This is a genomic window from Clostridium sp. CM039 (genome assembly GCF_055081075.1).
Genome location: NZ_CM143649.1, coordinates 866,483 through 887,884, shown reverse-complemented (window position 1 = coordinate 887,884; position 21,402 = coordinate 866,483). Strand labels below are relative to the sequence as shown.

At 31.8% G+C, this 21,402-nt stretch carries 17 protein-coding genes and 2 pseudogenes; 15 read left to right on the top strand and 4 right to left on the bottom strand.

The annotated features are described in order from the left end of the window. Window positions 1-6: 6 nt before the first annotated feature. Window positions 7-768 (bottom strand): YdcF family protein, encoded by a 762-nt coding sequence (locus ACWJJ2_RS04200; protein WP_462953881.1) that lies wholly within the window; start codon window positions 766-768, stop codon window positions 7-9. A 201-nt stretch (window positions 769-969) separates the two neighbouring features. On the opposite strand from ACWJJ2_RS04200, the gene ACWJJ2_RS04195 reads away from it, so the two are divergent. Further along, window positions 970-1,383: an RrF2 family transcriptional regulator gene (locus ACWJJ2_RS04195; protein WP_165414758.1), complete on the top strand. Its 414-nt coding sequence runs from the start codon at window positions 970-972 to the stop codon at window positions 1,381-1,383. Between the two features lie 150 nt (window positions 1,384-1,533). Here ACWJJ2_RS04195 and ACWJJ2_RS04190 read toward each other — a convergent pair whose 3' ends face one another. After that, window positions 1,534-2,733 (bottom strand): FprA family A-type flavoprotein, encoded by a 1,200-nt coding sequence (locus ACWJJ2_RS04190; RefSeq protein ID WP_216304180.1) that lies wholly within the window; start codon window positions 2,731-2,733, stop codon window positions 1,534-1,536. Between the two features lie 56 nt (window positions 2,734-2,789). Beyond that, on the bottom strand, window positions 2,790-4,697 hold the full coding sequence (locus ACWJJ2_RS04185; RefSeq protein WP_216304181.1) for an acyl-CoA dehydrogenase family protein: 1,908 nt from the start codon (window positions 4,695-4,697) through the stop codon (window positions 2,790-2,792). A 441-nt stretch (window positions 4,698-5,138) separates the two neighbouring features. Between ACWJJ2_RS04185 and ACWJJ2_RS04180 the strand changes: the two genes are divergently transcribed. The 14 genes and pseudogenes from ACWJJ2_RS04180 to ACWJJ2_RS04115 all read left to right on the top strand — a co-directional run bounded on the left by ACWJJ2_RS04180 (window position 5,139) and on the right by ACWJJ2_RS04115 (window position 19,476). Then, window positions 5,139-5,831 (top strand): response regulator transcription factor, encoded by a 693-nt coding sequence (locus ACWJJ2_RS04180; protein WP_220287127.1) that lies wholly within the window; start codon window positions 5,139-5,141, stop codon window positions 5,829-5,831. A gap of 9 nt (window positions 5,832-5,840) precedes the next feature. After that, window positions 5,841-6,821 carry a sensor histidine kinase gene (locus ACWJJ2_RS04175; RefSeq protein ID WP_216304182.1) on the top strand — a complete coding sequence of 327 codons (981 nt, stop codon included), beginning with the start codon at window positions 5,841-5,843 and terminating at the stop codon, window positions 6,819-6,821. Window positions 6,822-6,858: 37 nt separating this feature from the next. Beyond that, window positions 6,859-7,584: a response regulator transcription factor gene (locus ACWJJ2_RS04170; protein ID WP_216304183.1), complete on the top strand. Its 726-nt coding sequence runs from the start codon at window positions 6,859-6,861 to the stop codon at window positions 7,582-7,584. 60 nt (window positions 7,585-7,644) lie between these two features. Beyond that, window positions 7,645-8,564: pseudogene (locus ACWJJ2_RS04165) on the top strand (ATP-binding cassette domain-containing protein). Further along, a complete protein-coding gene (locus ACWJJ2_RS04160; RefSeq protein ID WP_462953880.1) occupies window positions 8,557-9,288 on the top strand; it encodes an ABC transporter permease in 732 nt (243 codons plus the stop codon). The pseudogene ACWJJ2_RS04165 and the gene ACWJJ2_RS04160 overlap by 8 nt, the downstream one beginning before the upstream one ends. A gap of 41 nt (window positions 9,289-9,329) precedes the next feature. Beyond that, window positions 9,330-10,235 carry a sensor histidine kinase gene (locus ACWJJ2_RS04155; protein WP_216304185.1) on the top strand — a complete coding sequence of 302 codons (906 nt, stop codon included), beginning with the start codon at window positions 9,330-9,332 and terminating at the stop codon, window positions 10,233-10,235. Between the two features lie 178 nt (window positions 10,236-10,413). Further along, on the top strand, window positions 10,414-11,262 hold the full coding sequence (locus ACWJJ2_RS04150) for an undecaprenyl-diphosphate phosphatase (RefSeq protein ID WP_216304190.1): 849 nt from the start codon (window positions 10,414-10,416) through the stop codon (window positions 11,260-11,262). 31 nt (window positions 11,263-11,293) lie between these two features. Further along, a complete protein-coding gene (locus tag ACWJJ2_RS04145; protein WP_216304186.1) occupies window positions 11,294-12,040 on the top strand; it encodes an ABC transporter ATP-binding protein in 747 nt (248 codons plus the stop codon). Further along, a pseudogene (locus ACWJJ2_RS04140) lies at window positions 12,040-12,945 on the top strand (FtsX-like permease family protein); the annotation flags it as partial. The gene ACWJJ2_RS04145 and the pseudogene ACWJJ2_RS04140, both read left to right, overlap by 1 nt. A gap of 1,086 nt (window positions 12,946-14,031) precedes the next feature. Beyond that, complete coding sequence (locus ACWJJ2_RS04135) at window positions 14,032-14,190, top strand: hypothetical protein (protein ID WP_462953509.1); 159 nt, start codon at window positions 14,032-14,034, stop codon at window positions 14,188-14,190. 203 nt (window positions 14,191-14,393) lie between these two features. Continuing rightward, window positions 14,394-16,211: a group II intron reverse transcriptase/maturase gene (ltrA, locus tag ACWJJ2_RS04130; protein ID WP_258876409.1), complete on the top strand. Its 1,818-nt coding sequence runs from the start codon at window positions 14,394-14,396 to the stop codon at window positions 16,209-16,211. A gap of 154 nt (window positions 16,212-16,365) precedes the next feature. Then, a complete protein-coding gene (gene ltrA, locus ACWJJ2_RS04125) occupies window positions 16,366-18,201 on the top strand; it encodes a group II intron reverse transcriptase/maturase (RefSeq protein WP_462953508.1) in 1,836 nt (611 codons plus the stop codon). A gap of 222 nt (window positions 18,202-18,423) precedes the next feature. Beyond that, window positions 18,424-19,269, top strand: a complete 846-nt coding sequence (locus ACWJJ2_RS04120; protein WP_216303997.1) for a hypothetical protein — start codon at window positions 18,424-18,426, stop codon at window positions 19,267-19,269. Between the two features lie 87 nt (window positions 19,270-19,356). Next, window positions 19,357-19,476: an IS3 family transposase gene (locus ACWJJ2_RS04115; RefSeq protein ID WP_216303998.1), complete on the top strand. Its 120-nt coding sequence runs from the start codon at window positions 19,357-19,359 to the stop codon at window positions 19,474-19,476. A gap of 231 nt (window positions 19,477-19,707) precedes the next feature. Here the strand turns inward: ACWJJ2_RS04115 and ACWJJ2_RS04110 are convergent, their stop codons facing one another. Next, entirely contained in the window at window positions 19,708-21,201 is a 1,494-nt protein-coding gene (locus tag ACWJJ2_RS04110) for a multicopper oxidase domain-containing protein (protein WP_216303999.1), read from the bottom strand. Window positions 21,202-21,402 lie beyond the last annotated feature (201 nt).

Below are 21,402 nucleotides of genomic sequence, written 5' to 3'. Positions count from 1 at the left end.
CCATAATTATCTATCAAAAATAAATGAATTTATTACTGCTAAATATTCCCGAACAAAACAAGTAGGCACTAGAATTGGATGAAGTGGGGCAGGATACCCATATACTTTTAACCCCTGCCTTTCTGCTAAGAACTTAGCTCTAAACATATGGAAATTATTTGTAACAATAGTTACTTCTATATTTTCTTTTTTATCTAATCCTTTTAAAAGCGCTGCTGTAAATTTAAAGTTTTCTAAAGTATCGGTTGACTTTTCCTCCTGTATTATCTGTTCTTTTGCCACTCCGTGCTTTATTAAAAATCTTTTCATAGCCGCTGCTTCCGTAATAGTTTCACCAGGACCTATTCCACCTGAAACCACTACCTTAACATTAGGATTTAATTTAATATATTCTAAACTGGCATAAAGCCTTTGATAAAGTGCAGTTGAAGGAACTTCTCCTCTAATACCAGCCCCTAAAATAACTAGATAATCTGTTTTTTCTCTATGCTTTGATATAGCTGATTGAATTATGCAACCTTCAATAAATACAAAAGAAGCTAGTCCCATAAAAAAGCATATTTTTATCGCTGTTCTAATCTTTCCTGGTTTTATTAAAATATATTCACGTTTACTTTTCCGTTTAATTAATCCTAGTGATATTAATAATACTCCGAGGCCTAGATAAAATTCTGCAAAAGTTACTCTCCCGCCAAATATTATAGTTCCTATAAAATAGACTTCACATAATACACCTAAAACTACATAAACATTGCCCTTATTTTCCATAATATCTCCTAGCCTGCTGTGTGCAGATAACACTTTTATTTATATAATATCATAATATTTTATATAAATGGTATAATATTTATAACAATGCTACTCTGAAACCTAATTAGTATGAAAAACATCAAAAACTATTGACAAAATAGGGTAAACGTTTTAAGATGAAACTATACCAAATGTATATACTTTAGGGAGAAATATAATATGAAAATAACACAAGAAGCAGATTACGCTCTTAGAGTAGTAATTTACTTATGTAAATTAGGCTATGGTGAAAAGATAGAGGCAAAAGTAATTTCAGAAAAAGAGGGTATACCGCTAAGATTTCTTTTAAAACTTTTAGGAAAGCTTATACAAGCAAACATTCTAAAATCTTATAGGGGAGTCAAGGGAGGCTATGCTATAAACAAATTGCCAGAACAAATAACATTAAAAGGTGTTATAGAAGCAATAGACGGTCCAATATGTGTTAATAGATGCGTAATTGAACCAAGCTTTTGTAATTTGAATAGAAGTGGTGAATGCATTGTGCATAGAGCTATGACAAAAGTACAAAAGAATTTAAATGCGGAATTAGAAAGTATAAATTTTAAACAACTAGTAGAGGGAGAAGTTTAGGTATGAAATAAAGATTAGTTATGCATGCCTAATCTTACTGATAAATTATATAAAAAAACAAATATAAATTTAATAGTAAGATGTATACCAAAAGGGACCTGCTCATGAACTTTATCTATGAGCAGGTCCTAAATTTATATTTTTCTAAAATTACTTCATTGACTCGATAATGCTGCCTGCAATGGCATCCATTGAATCCGCATCATCTTCTTTCATGCTGGAGTTCAATGACATCTCATTATCTAAAATAGTCATTTCTTTCATCTCATCCAAAAGTCCACGCATCAATTTGCCGGATTGAGGGGCCCATGAGCCATTTTCTATAAGAGTGAAAGTACGTTTTTGAAGATTTAATGATTTCATATCCATCATATAATTCAGCATCGGTGGATAAATCTTCAAGTTGTAGGTTACAGAGGCAAGAACCACATGACTATATTTGAATGTCTCAGAAATCAAATAGGAGACGTGAGTTTTTGAAACGTCATACATAACCACATTAGTCATTCCCTTTTCCACGAGCCTTGTTGCTAGGTCACTTGCAGCGGCCTCCGTATTGCCGTACATTGTTCCATAAACGATCATTACTCCATTTTCCTCAGGCTCGTATCGACTCCACTTGTCGTACTTATCTAACAAGTACCCCAAATCATTACGCCATACTGGTCCATGTAGCGGGCAGATAATCTTGATGTCGAGAGTGCCCGCCTTCTTTAAAAGATTCTGAACATGAGGACCATACTTTCCTACAATGTTTGTATAATACCTTCTGGCATCGTCAATCCAATCCCGGTCAAAGTTCATTTCGTCATTAAACAGCTGACCATCTAATGAGCCGAAAGAACCGAAGGCATCAGCTGAAAATAATACACCATTGTAAGTATCAAATGTCACCATAGCTTCTGGCCAATGTACCATTGGAGCAGCTACAAATGTAACGTTATGTTTTCCAAAGGACATTGTATCTCCTTCACTAACTTCCATTATTTTGCCATCAATAGCGAAACCGAACTGATGCATGAACAAGGAAGCTTTTTGGGTGCATACAATCTTTACATCAGGATAACGAAGAATAATCTCTTCAATGCACGCTGCATGATCAGGTTCCATATGGTTAATTACCATATAATCTAAAGGCTTGCCTTTTAGAATTGATTGAATGTTCAGAATGAACTGACGGCAAATTGACCAGTCTACTGTATCAAAGAGTACTGTCTTCTCGTCCATTAGCAAATATGAGTTATAAGAAACTCCTCGTGGAATTGGATGAATGTTTTCGAAAAGGGAAAGGCGACGATCGCTTCCACCAACCCAATAAAGATCCTCAGTTATATTTCTAACACAATACATATATATAATCCTCCTTTATACTAAAAACACATTATTATATTTAATTATTATAAAAATTAGACTTCTATAAACATATTTTTTTCTTCATAACAAGACGGACAAGTCCACCCTTCAGGTATGTTTTCAAAGAGAGTGCCTTCAGCTATTTCGCCTTCGGGATCACCCATACCAGGATCGTATTCATAACCGCATCCGTTACATACATAATGTTTCCAGGTTGGAACAACTTTCTTAGGAGTAGCTGACTTTATCTTCACCATTGGTGGAGCATCTTTCTTTGCTTCTCCATTATCTAAAGCAGCAGTAAGTAATGGTAATATCTCCATTAAATCGCCAACGATACCGTAATCAGAGTTCTTAAAAATTTTCGCTTTGGGATCAATATTTATAGCAACTATTGTAGCAGCATCCTTTATGCCCTTCAAATGCTGACCTGCACCTGAAATACCACAAGCAATATAGAGATTTCCTTTAAATTTTTGACCAGACATACCAACATAACGATTGAGTGGTAAATATTTAAGTGTTTCAGCTACTGGACGCGAAGATCCTATAGCTGCACCAGCTTGAACTGCCAAGTCTTCTATAAGCTTCATATTTTCTTTTTCCCCTATACCTAGTCCTACGCTGACTACTCTTTCAGCCTTAGTTATAGGAGTATCCATTGGAATTCCAACTGTAAAATCATATTTATCAGCCTTAAGGGCTTCCACAAGTGCATTTACTTTTTCACTCGCAGTTCCTTCCTTGAAAATCACTTTTCTGCGATAACCTGTTGCAGGTCCACGTTCAGTAGCTTTACCTGTATTCTTGTTTTTCGGCATCTTGCCAATGATGTGAGCAGCGATAACGACACGTTGAATCTCATTAGTTCCTTCATATATTGTGCAAATTTTAGCATCTCTGTAAGCACGCTCAACTTCCATACCTTTCAAATAGCCGTTTCCACCAAATATTTGAAGAGCGTCATTTACAATCTCAAGGCAAACATCTGAAGCATATTGTTTCGCCATAGCAGCTTCCATACTGTAACGCTCATGATTTTCTTTAAGCTCTGCTGCACTGTAAATAAGTAATCTAGCTGCTCTAAGTTTTGTCGCCATATCTGCCAACTTAAAAGAGATAATCTGTTGCTGACAAATAGGTTTACCAAATTGAACCCTTTCTTTTGAGTACTCTAAAGCATTTTCATACGCGCCTTGAGCTATTCCTAGAGCCTGAGCTGCAATACCGATACGACCACCATCCAAAGTTGCCATAGCAATCTTGAACCCGTCACCTTCATTTCCTAGTAGATTTTCCTTAGGGACTTTCACGTCATTGAATATTAGCTCTGCAGTTGCAGATGATCTAATACCCATCTTGTCGTAATGCTTACCGAAGGTAAAGCCCTCTGTATCTTTTTCCACAATAAATGCACTTATACCACGAATACCTATATCCGGCGTAGTAATTGCAAAAACAACGTAAATATCAGCCTTACCAGCATTTGTTATGAAGATTTTTTCACCATTCAAAATGTAATTATCACCATCGAGTACGGCAATGGTTTCCGTACCGCCAGCATCACTACCAGCATTTTCTTCGGTAAGACCGAATGCACCAAGTTTCTCTCCCTTTGCGAGTGGCACTAAGTATTTTTGTTTCTGCTCCTCTGTTCCATAGGCAGAAATTGGGTAGGTGCCCAAAGATGTATGAGCGGAAAGAATTACGCCTGTACCACCATCCACTCTTGATAATTCTTCAACGGCAATTGCATAGCTCATTACATCCAGACCTGCTCCGCCGTATTCTTTTGGATATGGGATCCCCAGCATTCCCATTTTACCTAACTTATTAATTGCTTCCATAGGGAATTTATTTTCCTGATCCAAGGTAAATGCAATAGGTTTAACTTCCTCTTCTGCAAATTCTCTAATCTTTGTCCTCAAATTTTCATGTTGCTGCCTAGTCTTAAAAAACATAAATATACCCCCCTTTAATTAATACGGTTTCGTAAATGTTGCTTTGTGAAATCTGTAAAACCACAACATTGAGCTGCTGCAAGCAAAACTCATCAAACTCCTCCAATTATTTTTACATTTGGAATACATCTAATCAATATGTTTTACTGCATTAACCATACTTGGATTTTTTTTCGAATGTATACCTAAACCGTATAGATTTATTATATACGTAAGAGATTTACATTACAAGCTTAACCAAAACCTTTTTTTCGTCAGGATTCCCCATAAAAATGTGTGGCTTATTCTAAGGCTAAAAGAGGAATTTGCAAAGTGAGATTACTATGTTTTTTACTTCTTTCTACAAATTTAGAAGGGTAATCAGGGTACTTTGTAGAAATATGGTTTAGAAGCATGTCGTTGAAAATAATTTTGAATTTATTAAATTAAGGAGAAATAAATATGAAATACAAAATATATATTGTAGAAGATGATTTATCAATAAGTACTTTATTACAAGAATACATAGCTAAGTATGGGTTTGAGGTAATAGCGGTAAAAAACTTTGAAGAAATAATGATAGGATTTAATGGGTGTAACCCAGACTTAGTATTATTAGATGTTAATTTACCTAAATTTGATGGATTTTATTGGTGCAGAAAGATAAGGCAGCAATCAAAGATTCCTATAATATTTATATCTGCAAGAGATAGTGGAATGGATCAGGTTATGGCTTTAGAGAGTGGCGCAGATGACTATATAACCAAACCTTTTTATGTTGATGTTGTTATTGCAAAGATAAAAAGCCATATAAGAAGAGCTTTTGGAGATTATGCACCTAAGGTAGAGGAAAGAATAGTTGAAGCCGATAGTCTTAAGTTCTACCCAGAAAGGTCAGAAGTAGAATTTAATGGTGAAAGTTTAATTATCACTAAAAGGGAAGGCGTACTACTAGAATGCCTTATGGAAAAGTATCCTAAGGTAGTTAGTAGAGATTTCCTTTTAGAAAGAATATGGGATGACATTGAGTTTGTAGAGGAAAATACCCTAAGCGTAAATATTAGTAGAATAAGAAAGAGGTTGCAGGTTTTAGGAATAGATATGGGCATAGAGACTATAAGAGGAGCAGGTTATAGATTAAATAAAACCTGGTAGTGGAATGATATGAAATTATTTTTAAAGGATAATAGAGGTTATGTTTTTATATATTTATCAAGTTTAGCTCTTACAGTTATGTATTGTAATATTATGGGGTTCATAGAGTTTGGTGAAATCATTTATATACTTGTATTTAATACATTTATTCTGGTATGCTTCTTAGCTTTTAGGTATTATCAAAATAGACAGTTATACAAATTATTAAGAAATGGATTAAATTGTTTGAATGATGCTTTTTTGGAACTTGATAGTTCGGATTTGAGTCAAAATATTTCTGAAATATTAAAGAAGCAACATAATTTATATGAAGCTGAAATACAAAAGTGTAACAAAAATCATAATGAGCATTTAACTTTTATAAATCAGTGGGTACATCAAATGAAGACACCTCTTTCTGTAATACAACTTCTCCTTCAAGAATACGCAGGAGAAGAAAAGGCGCGAAGTATAGAAGAAGAGGTTAATAAATTAAATAAAGGTTTAAATATGGCAATGCATTTTGCAAGAATAGATTCTTTCCAAAAAGATTTTGTAGCAGAGCGAATTTCTTTGAAGAAGTTAGTTATTGATACAGTAAATGAAGAAAAGAAGATTTTCATAAAAAACAGAATAATTCCTAGAGTAGAAATAGATGAAGATATTGAAGTATACAGTGATGTAAAGTGGATAAAGTTTGTATTAGATCAACTTATTATTAATGGTGTGAAGTATTCAAAAGGCATGGGAAAAGAATTGATTATAAAAGCATGGGAAGAAGAAAAAGAAATTAAATTAAGTGTTATTGATGAGGGAATAGGAATCCCAAGGAAAGATATTAAAAGGGTATTTGACCTATTCTTTACTGGAGAGAATGGGCGTAGATATGGAGAATCAACTGGTATGGGATTATATATAGCCAAAGAGGTATGTGTAAATTTAGGCCATGCAATAGAGATAGAATCCACTGTGCATGAAGGAACAGTGGTTACAATAAGATTTACAAAATGAAAAATAGCTTTATATATAGATTATAATGGGGTGGAATATGGATAAAAGAGCTAAGATTTTAGTAGTTGAAGATGAAAATGAAATTAATAAATTACTTTGTAGTATTCTTGAAAATAAGGGTTATAGAGTTAGAGCAGCTTTTTCAGGGACAGAAGCTTTAATGTGTGTAGAAAATGAACGGTGGGATATGATTTTATTAGATTTGATGATCCCAGGGATTAGTGGAGAAGAAGCTATATTAAAAATTAGAGAAATAACAAAAGCACCAATAATTGTAGTAAGTGCAAAAACATCTAAAAAAACTAAGATAGAATTATTAGAAAGTGGAGCAGATGATTTTATTTGTAAGCCATTTGATCCAGATGAAGTTGTTGCAAGAGTTAATTGTAATTTGAGAAGATATCTAGAATTTTTTAAGGATGAGGGAAACAAAAATAGAGATAATATTTTGAGTTATAAAGATATTAGTTTAAATACAGAAAGTAAAGAAGTAAAAGTGGGACAAACTATACTTACGCTAACTGCAAAAGAATTTGCATTACTAGAACTGTTATTAACAAATCCCAATAAGGTATACAGTAAATCTAATATTTTCGAAAGTATATGGGGAGAAGAATTTTTGGGCGATGATAATACTGTAAATGTACATGTGAGTAGACTAAGAAATAAGCTGTTTATTGCAAATGATAGTGAAGATTACATAGAAACAATTTGGGCAATGGGGTATAAATTAAGAAGAATTAAGACTTTTGAAAGACTTTAGTAAAGTTTTCTTATGAAACATTAGTTATGATAAAAGAATGATTCATAAGGAGGTAATAAAATGAGTGAGTATGTAATTATAGCTAGTAACATTACAAAAACATATGGTAGTCGCAAAGTTTTAGATGATTTGTCCATAAAGATAAAAAAAGTGATATATATGGAGTTATAGGGAAAAATGGTGCCGGAAAAACAACTATGATTAGAGTGCTTACAGGTCTTGTTATACCTAATGCTGGACAAGTTGAACTATTTGGACATAGTGAGGAGAAAGAGATTATTAAGGAAAGAAGTAGAATTGGTACATTAATAGAATCACCAGCTCTTTATCTTAACATGACGGCGTATGAAAATCTTGAACTTGTCAAAATTCAAAGAGGAGTTCCAGGAAACAAATGTATTAATGAGACTTTAAATTTAGTAGGACTTAAGGATGTCGCGAAAAAGAAAACTAAGAATTTCTCGCTAGGAATGAAACAAAGACTGGGAATTGCTATGGCATTATTAAGTGAGCCAGAATTTTTGGTTTTAGATGAACCTATGAATGGGCTAGATCCAATTGGAATAAAAGAAATAAGAGAGCTTTTAATTAAATTAAACAAAGAAAGAGGAACAACTATTTTAATATCAAGTCATATGTTATCTGAACTTACTCATATTTCCAATAGATATGGTTTTATAAATGATGGGAAATTAATTGAAGAAATGACGTCTTGTGAACTTTCAAACAAATGTAGAACTTATCTTCATTTGAAAGTAAATTATACTTCGGATGTTTCAGTTATTTTAGAAAATGAGATTGGGATAAAAGACTTTGAAGTTTTTCCAAATAATATCATAAGAATATATGATGAATTTGACGGAGAAAAGATTACTATTGCTCTATCTAAACATAACATAGGCGTTAAAGAAATAATGCAAATGGGTGAATCACTGGAGGATTATTTTACTAAGTTAGTTGGAGGGGAGGATAATGAGTAATCTAATTAGAGGAGAATTTTATAAATTAAGAAAAAGCAGATATTTTATTGGAATGATATTTATGGCAATAGTGCTATCATTTTTTTTAACTACTGTATGGGATAAGGATATACAACGACTGCAGAAAGTACATTCTAATTTTCTTATGAATGGAGCATATTCAATAGAATACGCATTCGAGTATATTATATATACTAGTTTTATATTTGCATTATTAGGCGGAGAATTTATTGCTAAGGATTTTAAGAATAATAATATAATTAAAAGTTTCAGTTATGGATATACGAGAAGTAAAGTTATATTAAGTAAATTAATAGTATTTATAATTGCTTGTTTATTTTTAGAAATAATTTATACAACAATTTTAGTTATCTATGTTTCAATAAATCATGGGTTTTGTGAAGTCTTAAATTTAAGTACTATTTTATACTTAACCAGAGTAATTATTATTGGAATAATGTATAGTGCAGTCACAATATGTATGATTGCTATGATAACAAAGAGTGCTCTTTGTACATTTGTTTCACCAGTTATATTCTTTCTGAGTTTTCAATTGCCAAGCAACATATGTGCATATATACTTCCTTATGTTGCTGGGCGAGTGGCAATATCAAAATTTGCACCTAAAGAAGAGATTATATTTGGGATAATTTCATCACTTTTAACTTTTATTATAACAATTGGAGGGAGTATGTTATATGTACGGCGTGAAGATATTAAGTAAAAGATAAGTAAAAATTTTATTATATGAGTAGGAGAAATGAAATGTATTTAGCTATTATTTTAATGATTATTTTTCTAATATTAATTTTGGCAGTAGCAATTATTAAGTTACATTTATATAAAAGAGAAATAGGAGCTATAACTAAGCAAATCAGAAATTTTAGAGTGCGAGAAACCAATAAAAAAGTTAATACTGAAATAGCTGATAAATATATAGAAAATTTAGCTTTTGAAATTAATGAATATTTAGAACTTTACAGAAGAAATGAACAAGAAAAAGTAATGTTTGAAAATACATTAAAACAAGGCATAGCTAATATGTCTCATGATTTAAGGACCCCCTTAACATCAATAATAGGATATTTAAAACTTCTTAAACAAAATACCATAGATAAAGAAGAGGCATTAGAGATAATTGAAAATAAAACTAACAAATTAAATGTTCTTATAAATGATTTTTTTGAGTTAGCTTCAATAGAGACTGAAGATTATGAGTTAGAGATGGTAAAAATAAATTTAACTAATATAGTACGAGACGAAATTTTATCACTTTATGAATCTTTTGAGAGAAAAGGGATAGAGCCCAAAATATGCATTCCGGATAAGCCAATTTTTATAATGGGGGATAAGGATAGTCTAGAGAGAATAATAGATAATTTGCTATCTAATACATTAAAATATGCTGAGAAAGTTATTGAAATAAAATTAGAAGAATGTGATGCTAAAGTTACTTTTGAAATTTCAAATATATGTACAGGCATTGATGAAAAAGATGTATTACATATGTTTGATAGATTCTATATGGCAGACAAAGTGAGAACGGGGAATGGTGTAGGACTTGGGCTGTCTATTGTAAAAAGTTTAATGGAAAAGATGAATGGAGTTGTAATATCAAAACTCGAAGAAAATAGGATTTCTATAATATGTGAATGGAAGTATATAAAATAGTATTATTTTATATGCTTTTTTTTAGGGCGTTAAATTGTCTTCTGCGGAGCTGCAACAACTAATAATTGCAAAGCTTACAACCATGTCACATTCCTGTAAGCTTTGCAGATAGTACTTTATACATTATTATTATAAACTATATATAAAGTAATAATTAGTTTGTAAGGAGTGATAAGACATAGATATAATATTTTTATTAAAAGCAATCATAATAGCAATAGTAGAGGGGGTAACTGAATTTATCCCAGTATCTTCTACAGGCCATATGATATTAATTGGATGGGCAATTGGGTTTGAGGGAGAATTTGCAAAGATGTTTGAAGTTGTAATTCAACTTGGGGCAATAATGGCAGTTGTTGTTTTGTATTGGGAGAAGATTAACGAAAGTGTAATAGAATTTTTTAAGTTTATATTTACTAAAGGAAGAGAGGGGGAAAAGGGATTTAGATTTGGGATTAATGTTGTTGCAGCTTCTATTCCCATGGCTATTGTAGGAGTAACATTTTACGATAAAATAAAATCGAAATTTATACCCGAAGCTGTCATAGTAGGATTTATAGTTGGTGGATTATTGTTACTGATAGTCGAAAAGAGTTTCGTAGGTAAGAAGCATAAAGTAGATAGTATAGATAATATAACACCTGTACAATCATTAAAAATTGGCATATTACAACTTCTTTGCGTGTGGCCAGGAATGTCAAGAAGTGCATCTACGATTATGGGTGGATGGATTGCAGGATTATCAACACCGATAGCGGCAGAATTTTCATTTTTCATAGCGATTCCAGCTATGATAGGGGCAACAGGTAAGGACTTATTTGAATTTGATTATTCTATAATGACGAAAGCATTATGGAGCTCATTAATAACTGGATTTGTTGTGGCTTTCATAGTGTCTTTAATTGTTATGAAAAAATTTGTTGATTATTTAAAAAAGAAACCAATGAAAGTATTTGCAATATATAGAATAGTAGTAGGGATTTTACTTGGAGTATTAGTATTAACTAAGATTATCATCTTAACATAATCATTTTAACATAATAGGAGGAATAAGTAATATGGATATTTTGAAAGTAAAGAATTTAAGCAAGGTATATGGTAATAAAATATCATTCAATGCTTTGGATAATATAAGTTTCACAATTGACGAAGGAGAATTTGTAGGGATAATGGGCCCATCAGGAAGTGGTAAGACAACATTATTAAATATGATTTCAACAGTAGATAAGCCAACATCAGGAGAAATAAGAATAAAAGATAAAAATCCACTGAATCTTAAGGGCGATGATCTGGCCTTATTTAGAAGGAGAGAATTAGGTTTTGTATTTCAAGATTTCAACCTATTAGATACTTTAACTGTTGGTGAAAATATAGTGCTTCCACTAACATTAGATGGAGTACTAGTTAAAGATCAGGATGAGGAACTTAATAGAATATCAAAGATACTTGGAATAGAGAATCTAATTAACAAGAGAACTTTTGAAATATCAGGAGGAGAAGCTCAGAGAACAGCTATTGCAAGAGCATTAATACATAATCCTACTCTATTACTTGCTGATGAGCCAACTGGTAACTTGGATTCAAAAGCTGCTAAAAATGTAATGGAATTATTTGAAAAAATAAATAAAGATGAAAAAGTAACTACAATGATGGTAACTCACGATACATTTTCAGCAAGTTATTGTAATAAAATTCTATTTATAAAAGATGGAACTATATATAATGAAATTTATAGGGGAGATAGCAGGAAACAGTTTTATCAGGAAATTATTGACGTGATTGCACTAATGGGAGGTGGAAACTAATGAATCTTAGAGAGTTTGCCACTAAAAATGTGTACAGAAATATAAAAGGATATTTTGCCTACTTTTTAAGTAGTAGTATATCAGCAACACTATTATTCTCTTTTACTATGATTATAGTTCATCCTGACTTTGTGGGGCTTAAATTACCTAATAACATAAGAAATGCTCTTTATGTTACAACTGTAATTGCATACTTATTTTTGTGTTTTTTTGTATTCTATTCAGTAAGTGTCTTTTTAAAAAGTAGATATAAAGAATTTGGAATACTTTATATTATAGGCTCATCAAAAAAGCAAATACAGAGAATTATAACCATTGAAAATATAATAATTAGTTCAGTATCTGCAGTAGTAGGGATAATAGTAGGAATTGTATTTTCAAAAATACTTTTAGCAGTCAGTGGAAAGTTGTTAGGATTTAATGCACTAGGATTTTATATTCCAGTTAAAGCTATGATTATTACCTTAATTGCATTTGTATTGATAGGAATAGTAATTTCAATATTTTGTTCATTTGTTATAAAAGAAGATATGGTTTTAAGATTGCTTAAAGGGACTAAAAAACCCAAAGCAGAACCAAAATCATCGGCTATTCTCTCGATTATATGTATAGTATTGCTTACAGTAGGATATTATCTATCAATTACATCAAGTGAAAAGACACTAGCCTATAGAATAATACCTGTAACAATAATGGTGATTGTAGCAACATATCTATTATTTTCTCAATTAAGTGTATTTGTACTCAAGTTACTTAAAAAAAGCAGAAACTTTTATATGAATAAAACTACAGTACTATGGGTGTCAAATTTACTATATAGAATAAAAGATAACACAAGAATGCTTTTCTTAATTACAATAACTTCAACAGTTGCTCTTTCGTCAATAGGGTCAGTATATGCTTATGTGCGACTTGTTGCTAGACAATACTGAGCGAGGGTTCAGAACAAAACTAGCCTAATTTAGAAATAAATTAGAACTATTATCATGATAGGTAGAATGATAGGGTAACGCCTTGAAATGCCTCCCTAAAACTACGATTAGCGTTTTAGTAGGTGAATACTAAAGGGTTAAAAGCTCGTTGAAGTCGGCTGAGATAGTACCCTAACAAATCCGATAGGATGTTGAGGAATAGCGAACCAGAGGTGGTCGAGTACTAAATAGGCCGGGGGTCTATAAAATATCTATGGTTAGTATGATACTAAGTATCTGACAAAATTGGGAATGTACAGGTCTAAAATATGAATACTCATAACTGGGTATACCACTACAGTGGGATAAGTGAGGACTAGTAAAATTATAGGTTATGAAAATCCTTATAGTGTTAAAGGCACTATCAAGCTTATAGGCTTAATCCAATGACCTAAGGATATATGCAAAGATAATGATAATGGAACAAGGTAAGCTGAGAATACGGAGATTTTACCGTCTTTGAAGTAGTAATAAGGAAAACAGCATAAAGCTGTACAACTTATTTTTATCTCAGTAAAGTGGTGCCACAGTACCGATAAAACCTTGATAATAAGGGGTGGAGGGATAGGCACTAGACAATTTGTTATTTGAAAATTAAATACTGAATAATTCAAGGTTCGGGTAAGACTAAGGTGCGACTTGTTGCTAGACAAAAGTAAGCGTGGGTTTACTACAAAACTAGCCTAATCAGCCAATTAAAACTTGGAAATTAGAACTGTTATTACGATAGGTAGAATGATAGGGTAACGCCTTGAAATGCCTTCACAAAGGTATACGAATAGCGTTTAGCTAAATAAATAGTAAAATGTTATAAGCTCGTTAAAATGCTTGAGAGCTACCGTAAGTAGAAGAAAAATAATCCCTACACGAAATGCGAACCAGAGGTGGTCGAGTAGTGATAGAGCCAGTGTCTATAAAATATCTATGGTTAGGATGTTCCATAAGGAACTGACGAAATCGGGAAGGTAAGGGTCTTAACTTACGATACTTAGAAATGAGTATAACACATAAGTGTAGTAAGTGTGGATAAGTAAAACTTTTAGTTATGAAAGTCCATATAATGTTATAGGCATTATCAAGCTTACAGGCTCATACCGATTACCTAAGGATATATGTAAAGATAGTAATAATGGAACAAGGGAAACTTGGAATACGGAGGTTTTACTACCAATGAAGTAGTGATAAGGAAAACGTAAGTATAACTTATCTTAATCCAAGCGAAAGTGGTGGCATAAAGCAAAGATGAATATTGTAATGATGTTCTAGCAATAGCCACTAGACAAAATGTTGATTAAAAATTAAATACTGAATAATTTCAAGGTTCGAGTAAGAAGAAGAGATATGAAACCGAAATTGTGCAAACAAAGGAGGAAGTAATAGACTTGAAGGAAAGCTTAAAATTAGAGAAAAAGCAAAAACTAAGAAATAATGAATATTACGCAATGCAACCAATACTTGACGAATTGTATAAGAAAGCTTGTAGTAAAAATAAATTTACAAACTTGATGCAGTATATAACGTCTAAAGAAAATATTTTACTAGCATATAGAAATATTAAGAAAAATAAAGGTTCAGCAACAGTTGGAACGGATAAACTTAATATAGATTTCTTTAAGGAAATGGATAATGATGAATTTGTGAAATATATACAAAATAAATTCAAAAATTATTTTCCCAAAAGTGTTCGCAGAGTAGATATTCCAAAACCAAATGGTAAAACTAGACCTCTAGGAATACCATGTATAGATGATAGAATAATGCAACAATGTATTAAACAAATAATTGAACCAATATGTGAAGCTAAATTTCACAAACATAGTTATGGTTTTAGACCGAATAGGTCAACAGAACATGCTATTGCAAGATGTATGAGTTTAATGAATCAAGCTAAATTACACTACGTTGTAGATGTAGATGTAAAAGGCTTCTTTGATAACGTAAACCATAGTAAACTAAAAAAGCAACTATGGAATATGGGAATACAAGATAAAAACCTCATAAGCATCATTGGTAAAATTCTTAAATCAGAAATACAAGGAATTGGAATACCGACAAAAGGAACGCCTCAAGGGGGCATAATTAGTCCATTATTAGCCAATGTGGTATTAAATGAACTTGATTGGTGGATAAGTTCTCAATGGGAAACATTTGTGACAAAACATAAATACTCTAAACCTGAACACAGATATAATGCCCAAAAGAAAACTAATTTAAAAGAAATTTGGTTCGTAAGATATGCAGATGATTTTAAAATATTTTGCAGAGATGCTAAAACTGCTCAAAAAATCTATAATGCTACAAGAAAATGGTTAGAAGAAAGATTAGGGTTAGAAATTAGTCCTGATAAATCTAAGATAACTAATCTAAGAAAGAATTATACAGAGTTTTTAGGTTTTAAACTAATGGTTAAACCTAAAAAGAATAAGTATGTATGTCAAAGTAGAATGTGTGATAAATCTGTTCAAAAGACTATTAATAAGTTAAAAGAACAAATTAAAATAGCACAAAAAAAATGTATTGCAAAAGAAATATCAAAGTTAAACTCCATAATATTAGGAAGTCACAACTACTACAGGTGTGCTACCAATGTTGTAAAGAATTTTGGTTACATTAACTTCTTAGTTACAAAAACCTTAGAAATACGATTAAGGAATTATATATCGGATAAACCGAAACTTTCGGAAACCTATAAACGGTTATACGGTCAATATAAAGGTAAAATAAGAACGATACAAGGAATGACTATATTTCCAATCTATGGTTGTAGAACTAAAGTCGCATTATGTTTTAATCAAGTGAAATGCAATTATACTGAAAAAGGAAGAAAGGCAATCCATGTACAACTTAAAGGTAGTAGCATTAAACTAATAAAATACTATTTGAGCACTGTACACGAAAGTCAGACAACTGAATTGAGTGATAATAGTATTTCACTTATAGCAGGACAACAAGGCATGTGTTACGTTACTGGTGAGCCACTAGAAATTGGAAATATGGAATGTCACCACAAGATGCCTAAACAATTAGGCGGAATGGATGAATATAAAAATCTTGTATGGTTAAAAATGAGTGCACATAAATTAATACATTGCACACTACCCACAACTATTGAAAAATATCTAGGTTTATTGTCCCTTGATGAAAAAGGGTTAAAGCGAATTAATTCTCTAAGAAAGCAAGTAGGAAATTCAGTTATTTAATTAAATAAAAACAAATTGTTGGAACGCCGTATGAGCTGGAAACTCTCACGTACGGTGTGAGGTGGGGGAAAAGTTGGAGATAACTTCAAAGATTTACCTATCACTATAGATATGAACCTAAATTTGTATTTATACAAAGGAGGAAGTAGTAGACTTGAAGGAAAGCATTCTAGAGAAAAGACAGATACTAAGAAATAATGAGTACTACACTATGCAAAACACATTCGATAGCTTATATGAAGATAGTAGTAAAGGTAAAAAATTTACTAAGTTGATGCAATATATAGCATCTGAGCAAAATATTTTATTAGCCTATAGAAACGTTAAGAAAAACAAAGGATCTATAACTGCTGGTACTGATAAACTAAACATTTATTATATCAAGAATATGGGTATAGAAAAATATGTAAAACATATTCAAGATAAGTTCAATAACTATCAACCTAAGAGTGTAAGAAGAGTTGAGATTCCAAAAGCTAATGGAAAAACAAGACCACTAGGAATACCTTGTATTGATGATAGAATAATTCAGCAATGTATAAAACAAGTATTAGAACCAATATGCGAAGTTAAATTCCACAATCATAGTTATGGATTTAGACCGAATAGGTCAACCCAACATGCGATAGCTAGAAGTATGTTCTTGATGAACCAATGTAAACTACATTATGTGGTTGACATAGATATTAGCGGTTTCTTTGATAATGTTAATTATAGCAAATTAAAAAAGCAAATGTGGAATTTGGGAATACAAGATAAAAATTTATTAAGCATAGTGGAAAAAATCCTTAAATCAAAGATAGAAGGTATAGGTATTCCATATAAAGGAACGCCTCAAGGCGGGATTATTAGTCCATTACTATCCAATATTGTGTTGAATGAATTAGATTGGTGGATAAGTTCTCAATGGGAAACATTTGAAACTTCTCATGACTACAGAAGTTATAGAAAATCCGGTCAAATAGATGTTAGTCATAAATATACGGCAATGAGAACCACTAAACTAAAGGAACTTTGGCTAGTGAGATATGCGGATGATTTTAAGATTTTTTGTAAGGACATAAAAACTGCACAAATCATTTTTATTGCAACTAAGAAATGGCTTAAAAAAAGATTAGGATTAGACATAAGTATGGAAAAATCTAAAATAACCAATCTTAGAAAAAATCATACAGAGTTTTTAGGCTTTAAGTTAATGGTTAAACCAAAGAACAAGAAATTTGTTTGTCAAAGTAACATGTGTGATAAAGCAAAAATCAATACTATAAATAAGTTAAAAAAGCAAATAAGAAAAATACAGAAAAAACCGACACCTAAAGAAGTATGTAAATTAAATGCAATAATACTAGGTATCCATAACTACTATAAAATAGCAACGAGGGTTAGTATAGATTTTGGTGAAATAAATTTCTTAGTAAGAAAAACCTTGAATATAAGACTAAGAGGGTTAATGAGTAATAAGCATAAAAAATCCAAAAGTTATGAAAAATTATATGGAGATTACAAAGGTAAAACCCATTCAATTAGAGATGTGACAATCTTCCCTATAAGTTTTGTGAGGACCAAAAATGCCACAAGCCTTACTCAGAGCATCTGTAATTATACCCCAAAAGGAAGGGAGCTAATACATAGTAAACTAAAAGGATTTAATACTCTTATTAAGTATCTTTTGATAAATATAGATATTAAAAATAGTGTTGAGTTTAATGATAATCGTATATCCCTAATGATTGGACAAAAGGGTAATTGCTATGTAACGGGTAAAAGACTGATAATAGGTAACATGGAGTGCCATCATAAAAAACAGAAAAGTGATAATGGTACAGATGAATATAAGAATCTAGTGTGGTTAAGTCATGAAGCACATAAATTAGTCCACTGTTCAACAGTGGAAACAATTAATAAATATGTGAATGAGTTGGATTTGAATGCTAAAGGATTGAAATACATTAATTCTCTAAGAAAGTTAGTAGGAAATTCAGTTATTTAATAGAATAAAATACAAAATGTTGGAACGCCGTGTGAGCTTGAAAATCTCATGCACGGTGTGAAGGAGGGGAAAAGGTGGAGATAATCTCAAAGCCTTACCTATTCCTATTGGAGAGATAAAGAGGCGGAGGTAAATAAAATTTCTCCACAAGCATTTTTCTGTGTTGATACTTATAATAATAAAACTAAAGTTGATTATAAAGTCGATTTTATAGAAGATTCATTGAAAAATGAAGAGATAGATTATACTAAGGTTAATGGCGAAATGAAGTTTGTTATACCTGATGGTGGTAAAGATGAAGTAACTATAATTAAAGAAGATATTTATAATAAATTAGCAGTGGAACTATCTTTAAACACTATTATTTTAAAAGAAAATGAGACCAGAATAGTCGAAGCTTTAGCAAAAGATGAAAGAGAAAATGTTACTTTAGAAAATAAGGAATTAAAGGTTGTTAGTAGAGGTGATGAAGGAGTAATCCCAGCAATTTATGAAAAGGTATATGTGGTTAAAGATGATGTATATGAAAAAATGAAGGGGTCTAAGTGCTACTTTGGAGCACTTAATGTAAATAATTACAAGGATACATTAAGTATAGGTAATAATTATTATTATAAGTTTTGCGATGATAAAGGTGATAAATTTTATAATAACTTCCTAAAAGCTTATATATTGGAAAGAACTAAAATAGTCTATGGGGTGATTTTGTTTAGTGCAATATTTATAGGACTTATATTCTTTGTAACAACCGCAAGTTTCTTATACAACAAGTGTTACATGGATCTTATAGAGGATAAAAAGAAGTATAAACAATTGAATAAAATAGGATTAACTTATAGTGAAATAAAGAAGGTATTAAATATTGAGATAGGGGTATTATTTCTACTCCCATATATAATTGCTGTTGTACATTTTTTCTTTGCAATGAGTTCATTAAAATCTGCTTTTGGATTTGAGATTACTGTACCAGCATTACAGGTCATAGGAATTATGTTGATTGTCCAAATTATATATTTCCTTGTTATAAGAAAAAATTATTTATTAGAGATTAAAAAAAGCTTAGTGTAATTTTATTTTAATTGAATTATCTCGTAATATAGTGCACATTTGTTGTTTGCTGATAATAAGAAAAAAATAGAGAGGTTACAATTACTGGTGTTACCTCTCAAGTGTGAAGAGTACTATTTACACAAATATAATACATATGAAGATCTGTCTAATGCAATTGATGAATATATTATATTCTACAATACCAAGCGTTTACAAAAAGATTAAACGGCCTTAGCCCTTTGAAATTTAGGGGTCAGGCCGCTTGATTAGTTTTTATTATTTCCACTGTCTATTTTATAGGGATCAGTTCAACTTTTGTATTACATTAAAAAACACAGCAGAGCATGAAAACACCGTATTATTCAGGAATGGATTTTATGGTGCTTTTGCTATGAAGGAGTATAAATAAGAAGTCACTGCCTTTTACAGAAAGGCCTTACCTCAACTACATTTATACTAATTTTCTTTTTCACACCAAGGATCACACCCATCTTCAGGACAAGTAACGTGATTATGCTTTTTTTCACGCTTTGACTCAGGAGCATCAGTTTGAATGTAGGTCAATTGTCCTCCTGGATACACTCCATTGTTAGTAACTTTATAATCATCATGATTGTGCATAGGATAAAATTGAGGGAAAAAGTTGTCATTAACAGCTGAAGGTTCATCGCAGATATCTACATAATTGACTGTATTTATATTATTGATGTTGACTGGTTCAGTTGGAATATTAGCTATTGCGTTTGGGTCTATATTCTTTATTTCATGCATTTGCTTACACAAAGAGGGTATACAATCTTGTCCATTTACAATATAGTTTCTATATTGTGGACGTTTATCTTCGGCTTCTATCAATAGGTCAAACGTTTCTCCTGAACCTATTGTAGCTGTAAAGCCTCTTTCAAGGCCCTCATGTCCTTGTAAAACTAGTGTTTCAGACATCTTTAAGAATGGGCTTGGATTAGCATCCTTACCTATTACTGCAAAATGCCATCCGTGTATATGCCATGGTACGACCTGATAGCCCATATTAATCATTCTAAGCAGGAACATTTCTCCTGTTTTCACATGCACATAGGATTCGTAGTTAATCTGAGATACATCTTTATTACTGCCTGGAGAAGGAGTTAAGGGATGTGGAAGTAAGGTGTCCGGGAAGGCACGACCATTTACAAGCCAAAAGTCAGGTTTAAAATCCACAGGATTAAAATTACCACCGGTTTGAACACTATCATGCCATCTGGTATCTATATCAGAAAGTAACATGATATATTCCTTGTCAAAATAAGAACGTATATCATTGTATGCAAAATTTCTATTTGTAGCAGTTTTAGAAATATGGTGTTGTAGTTTTCCTTTGTATACCCAGCCGCCATTACATAATTTACTTATACCTACCAATTTAAGACTTTTCATGGACGGATAGACAACCAGGGCTCCGTACATACCCATCTGAACATGCTCAGATGCCTCAACATGACAGTGATACATATAGGTTCCGGGATGTTCCGTATCAAAAAGATAAGTTGCCACGGATGGGGCTTTATCAAAATCCATCCACATAGGAACTCCAAAGGATGATTCCGGGAAGCCATCCAGCTGAGTCGCTACATGGGCACCGTGCATATGCACAGTGTGATTATCCATAATACCTGCGGTAGGCATGCCTAAATTTATCAAGGTTATATAAACTCTATCGCCCATTTCCCCCCAGATCATTGGTGAAGGTATGGTAGCAGTTCCTATCAAGTCTTTAAATTTTGGCCAATTAGAGGGCTTTGTCCAATCAAGGTCTTCATTTACTACTTTACCATTAACACTTAACAGCCCACCAACAAAACCAAATACATACACTTTTCTACGCTCAGTTCCTACTGGCGGTAGGTCTGGAGAAGTAGGAAGTTCTATAAACCCATCAGTGGCAACAAGCACATAATGTCTAACACTCATTTTCTTATCACTCCTGTTTATTTATTTTTGATCAATATTGAAAGAAATATAGTAGTTTGTATACAGATCCAGCTCTTTGAAAGATATAATTTCAAATATATAACTGCATCTTTAGTTCATAATATGACAAATATAATAGAATTGATTCTAAATTCAAGTGAATATATTATACTTAATCTAGTATCTAAAGTTACATTTCTT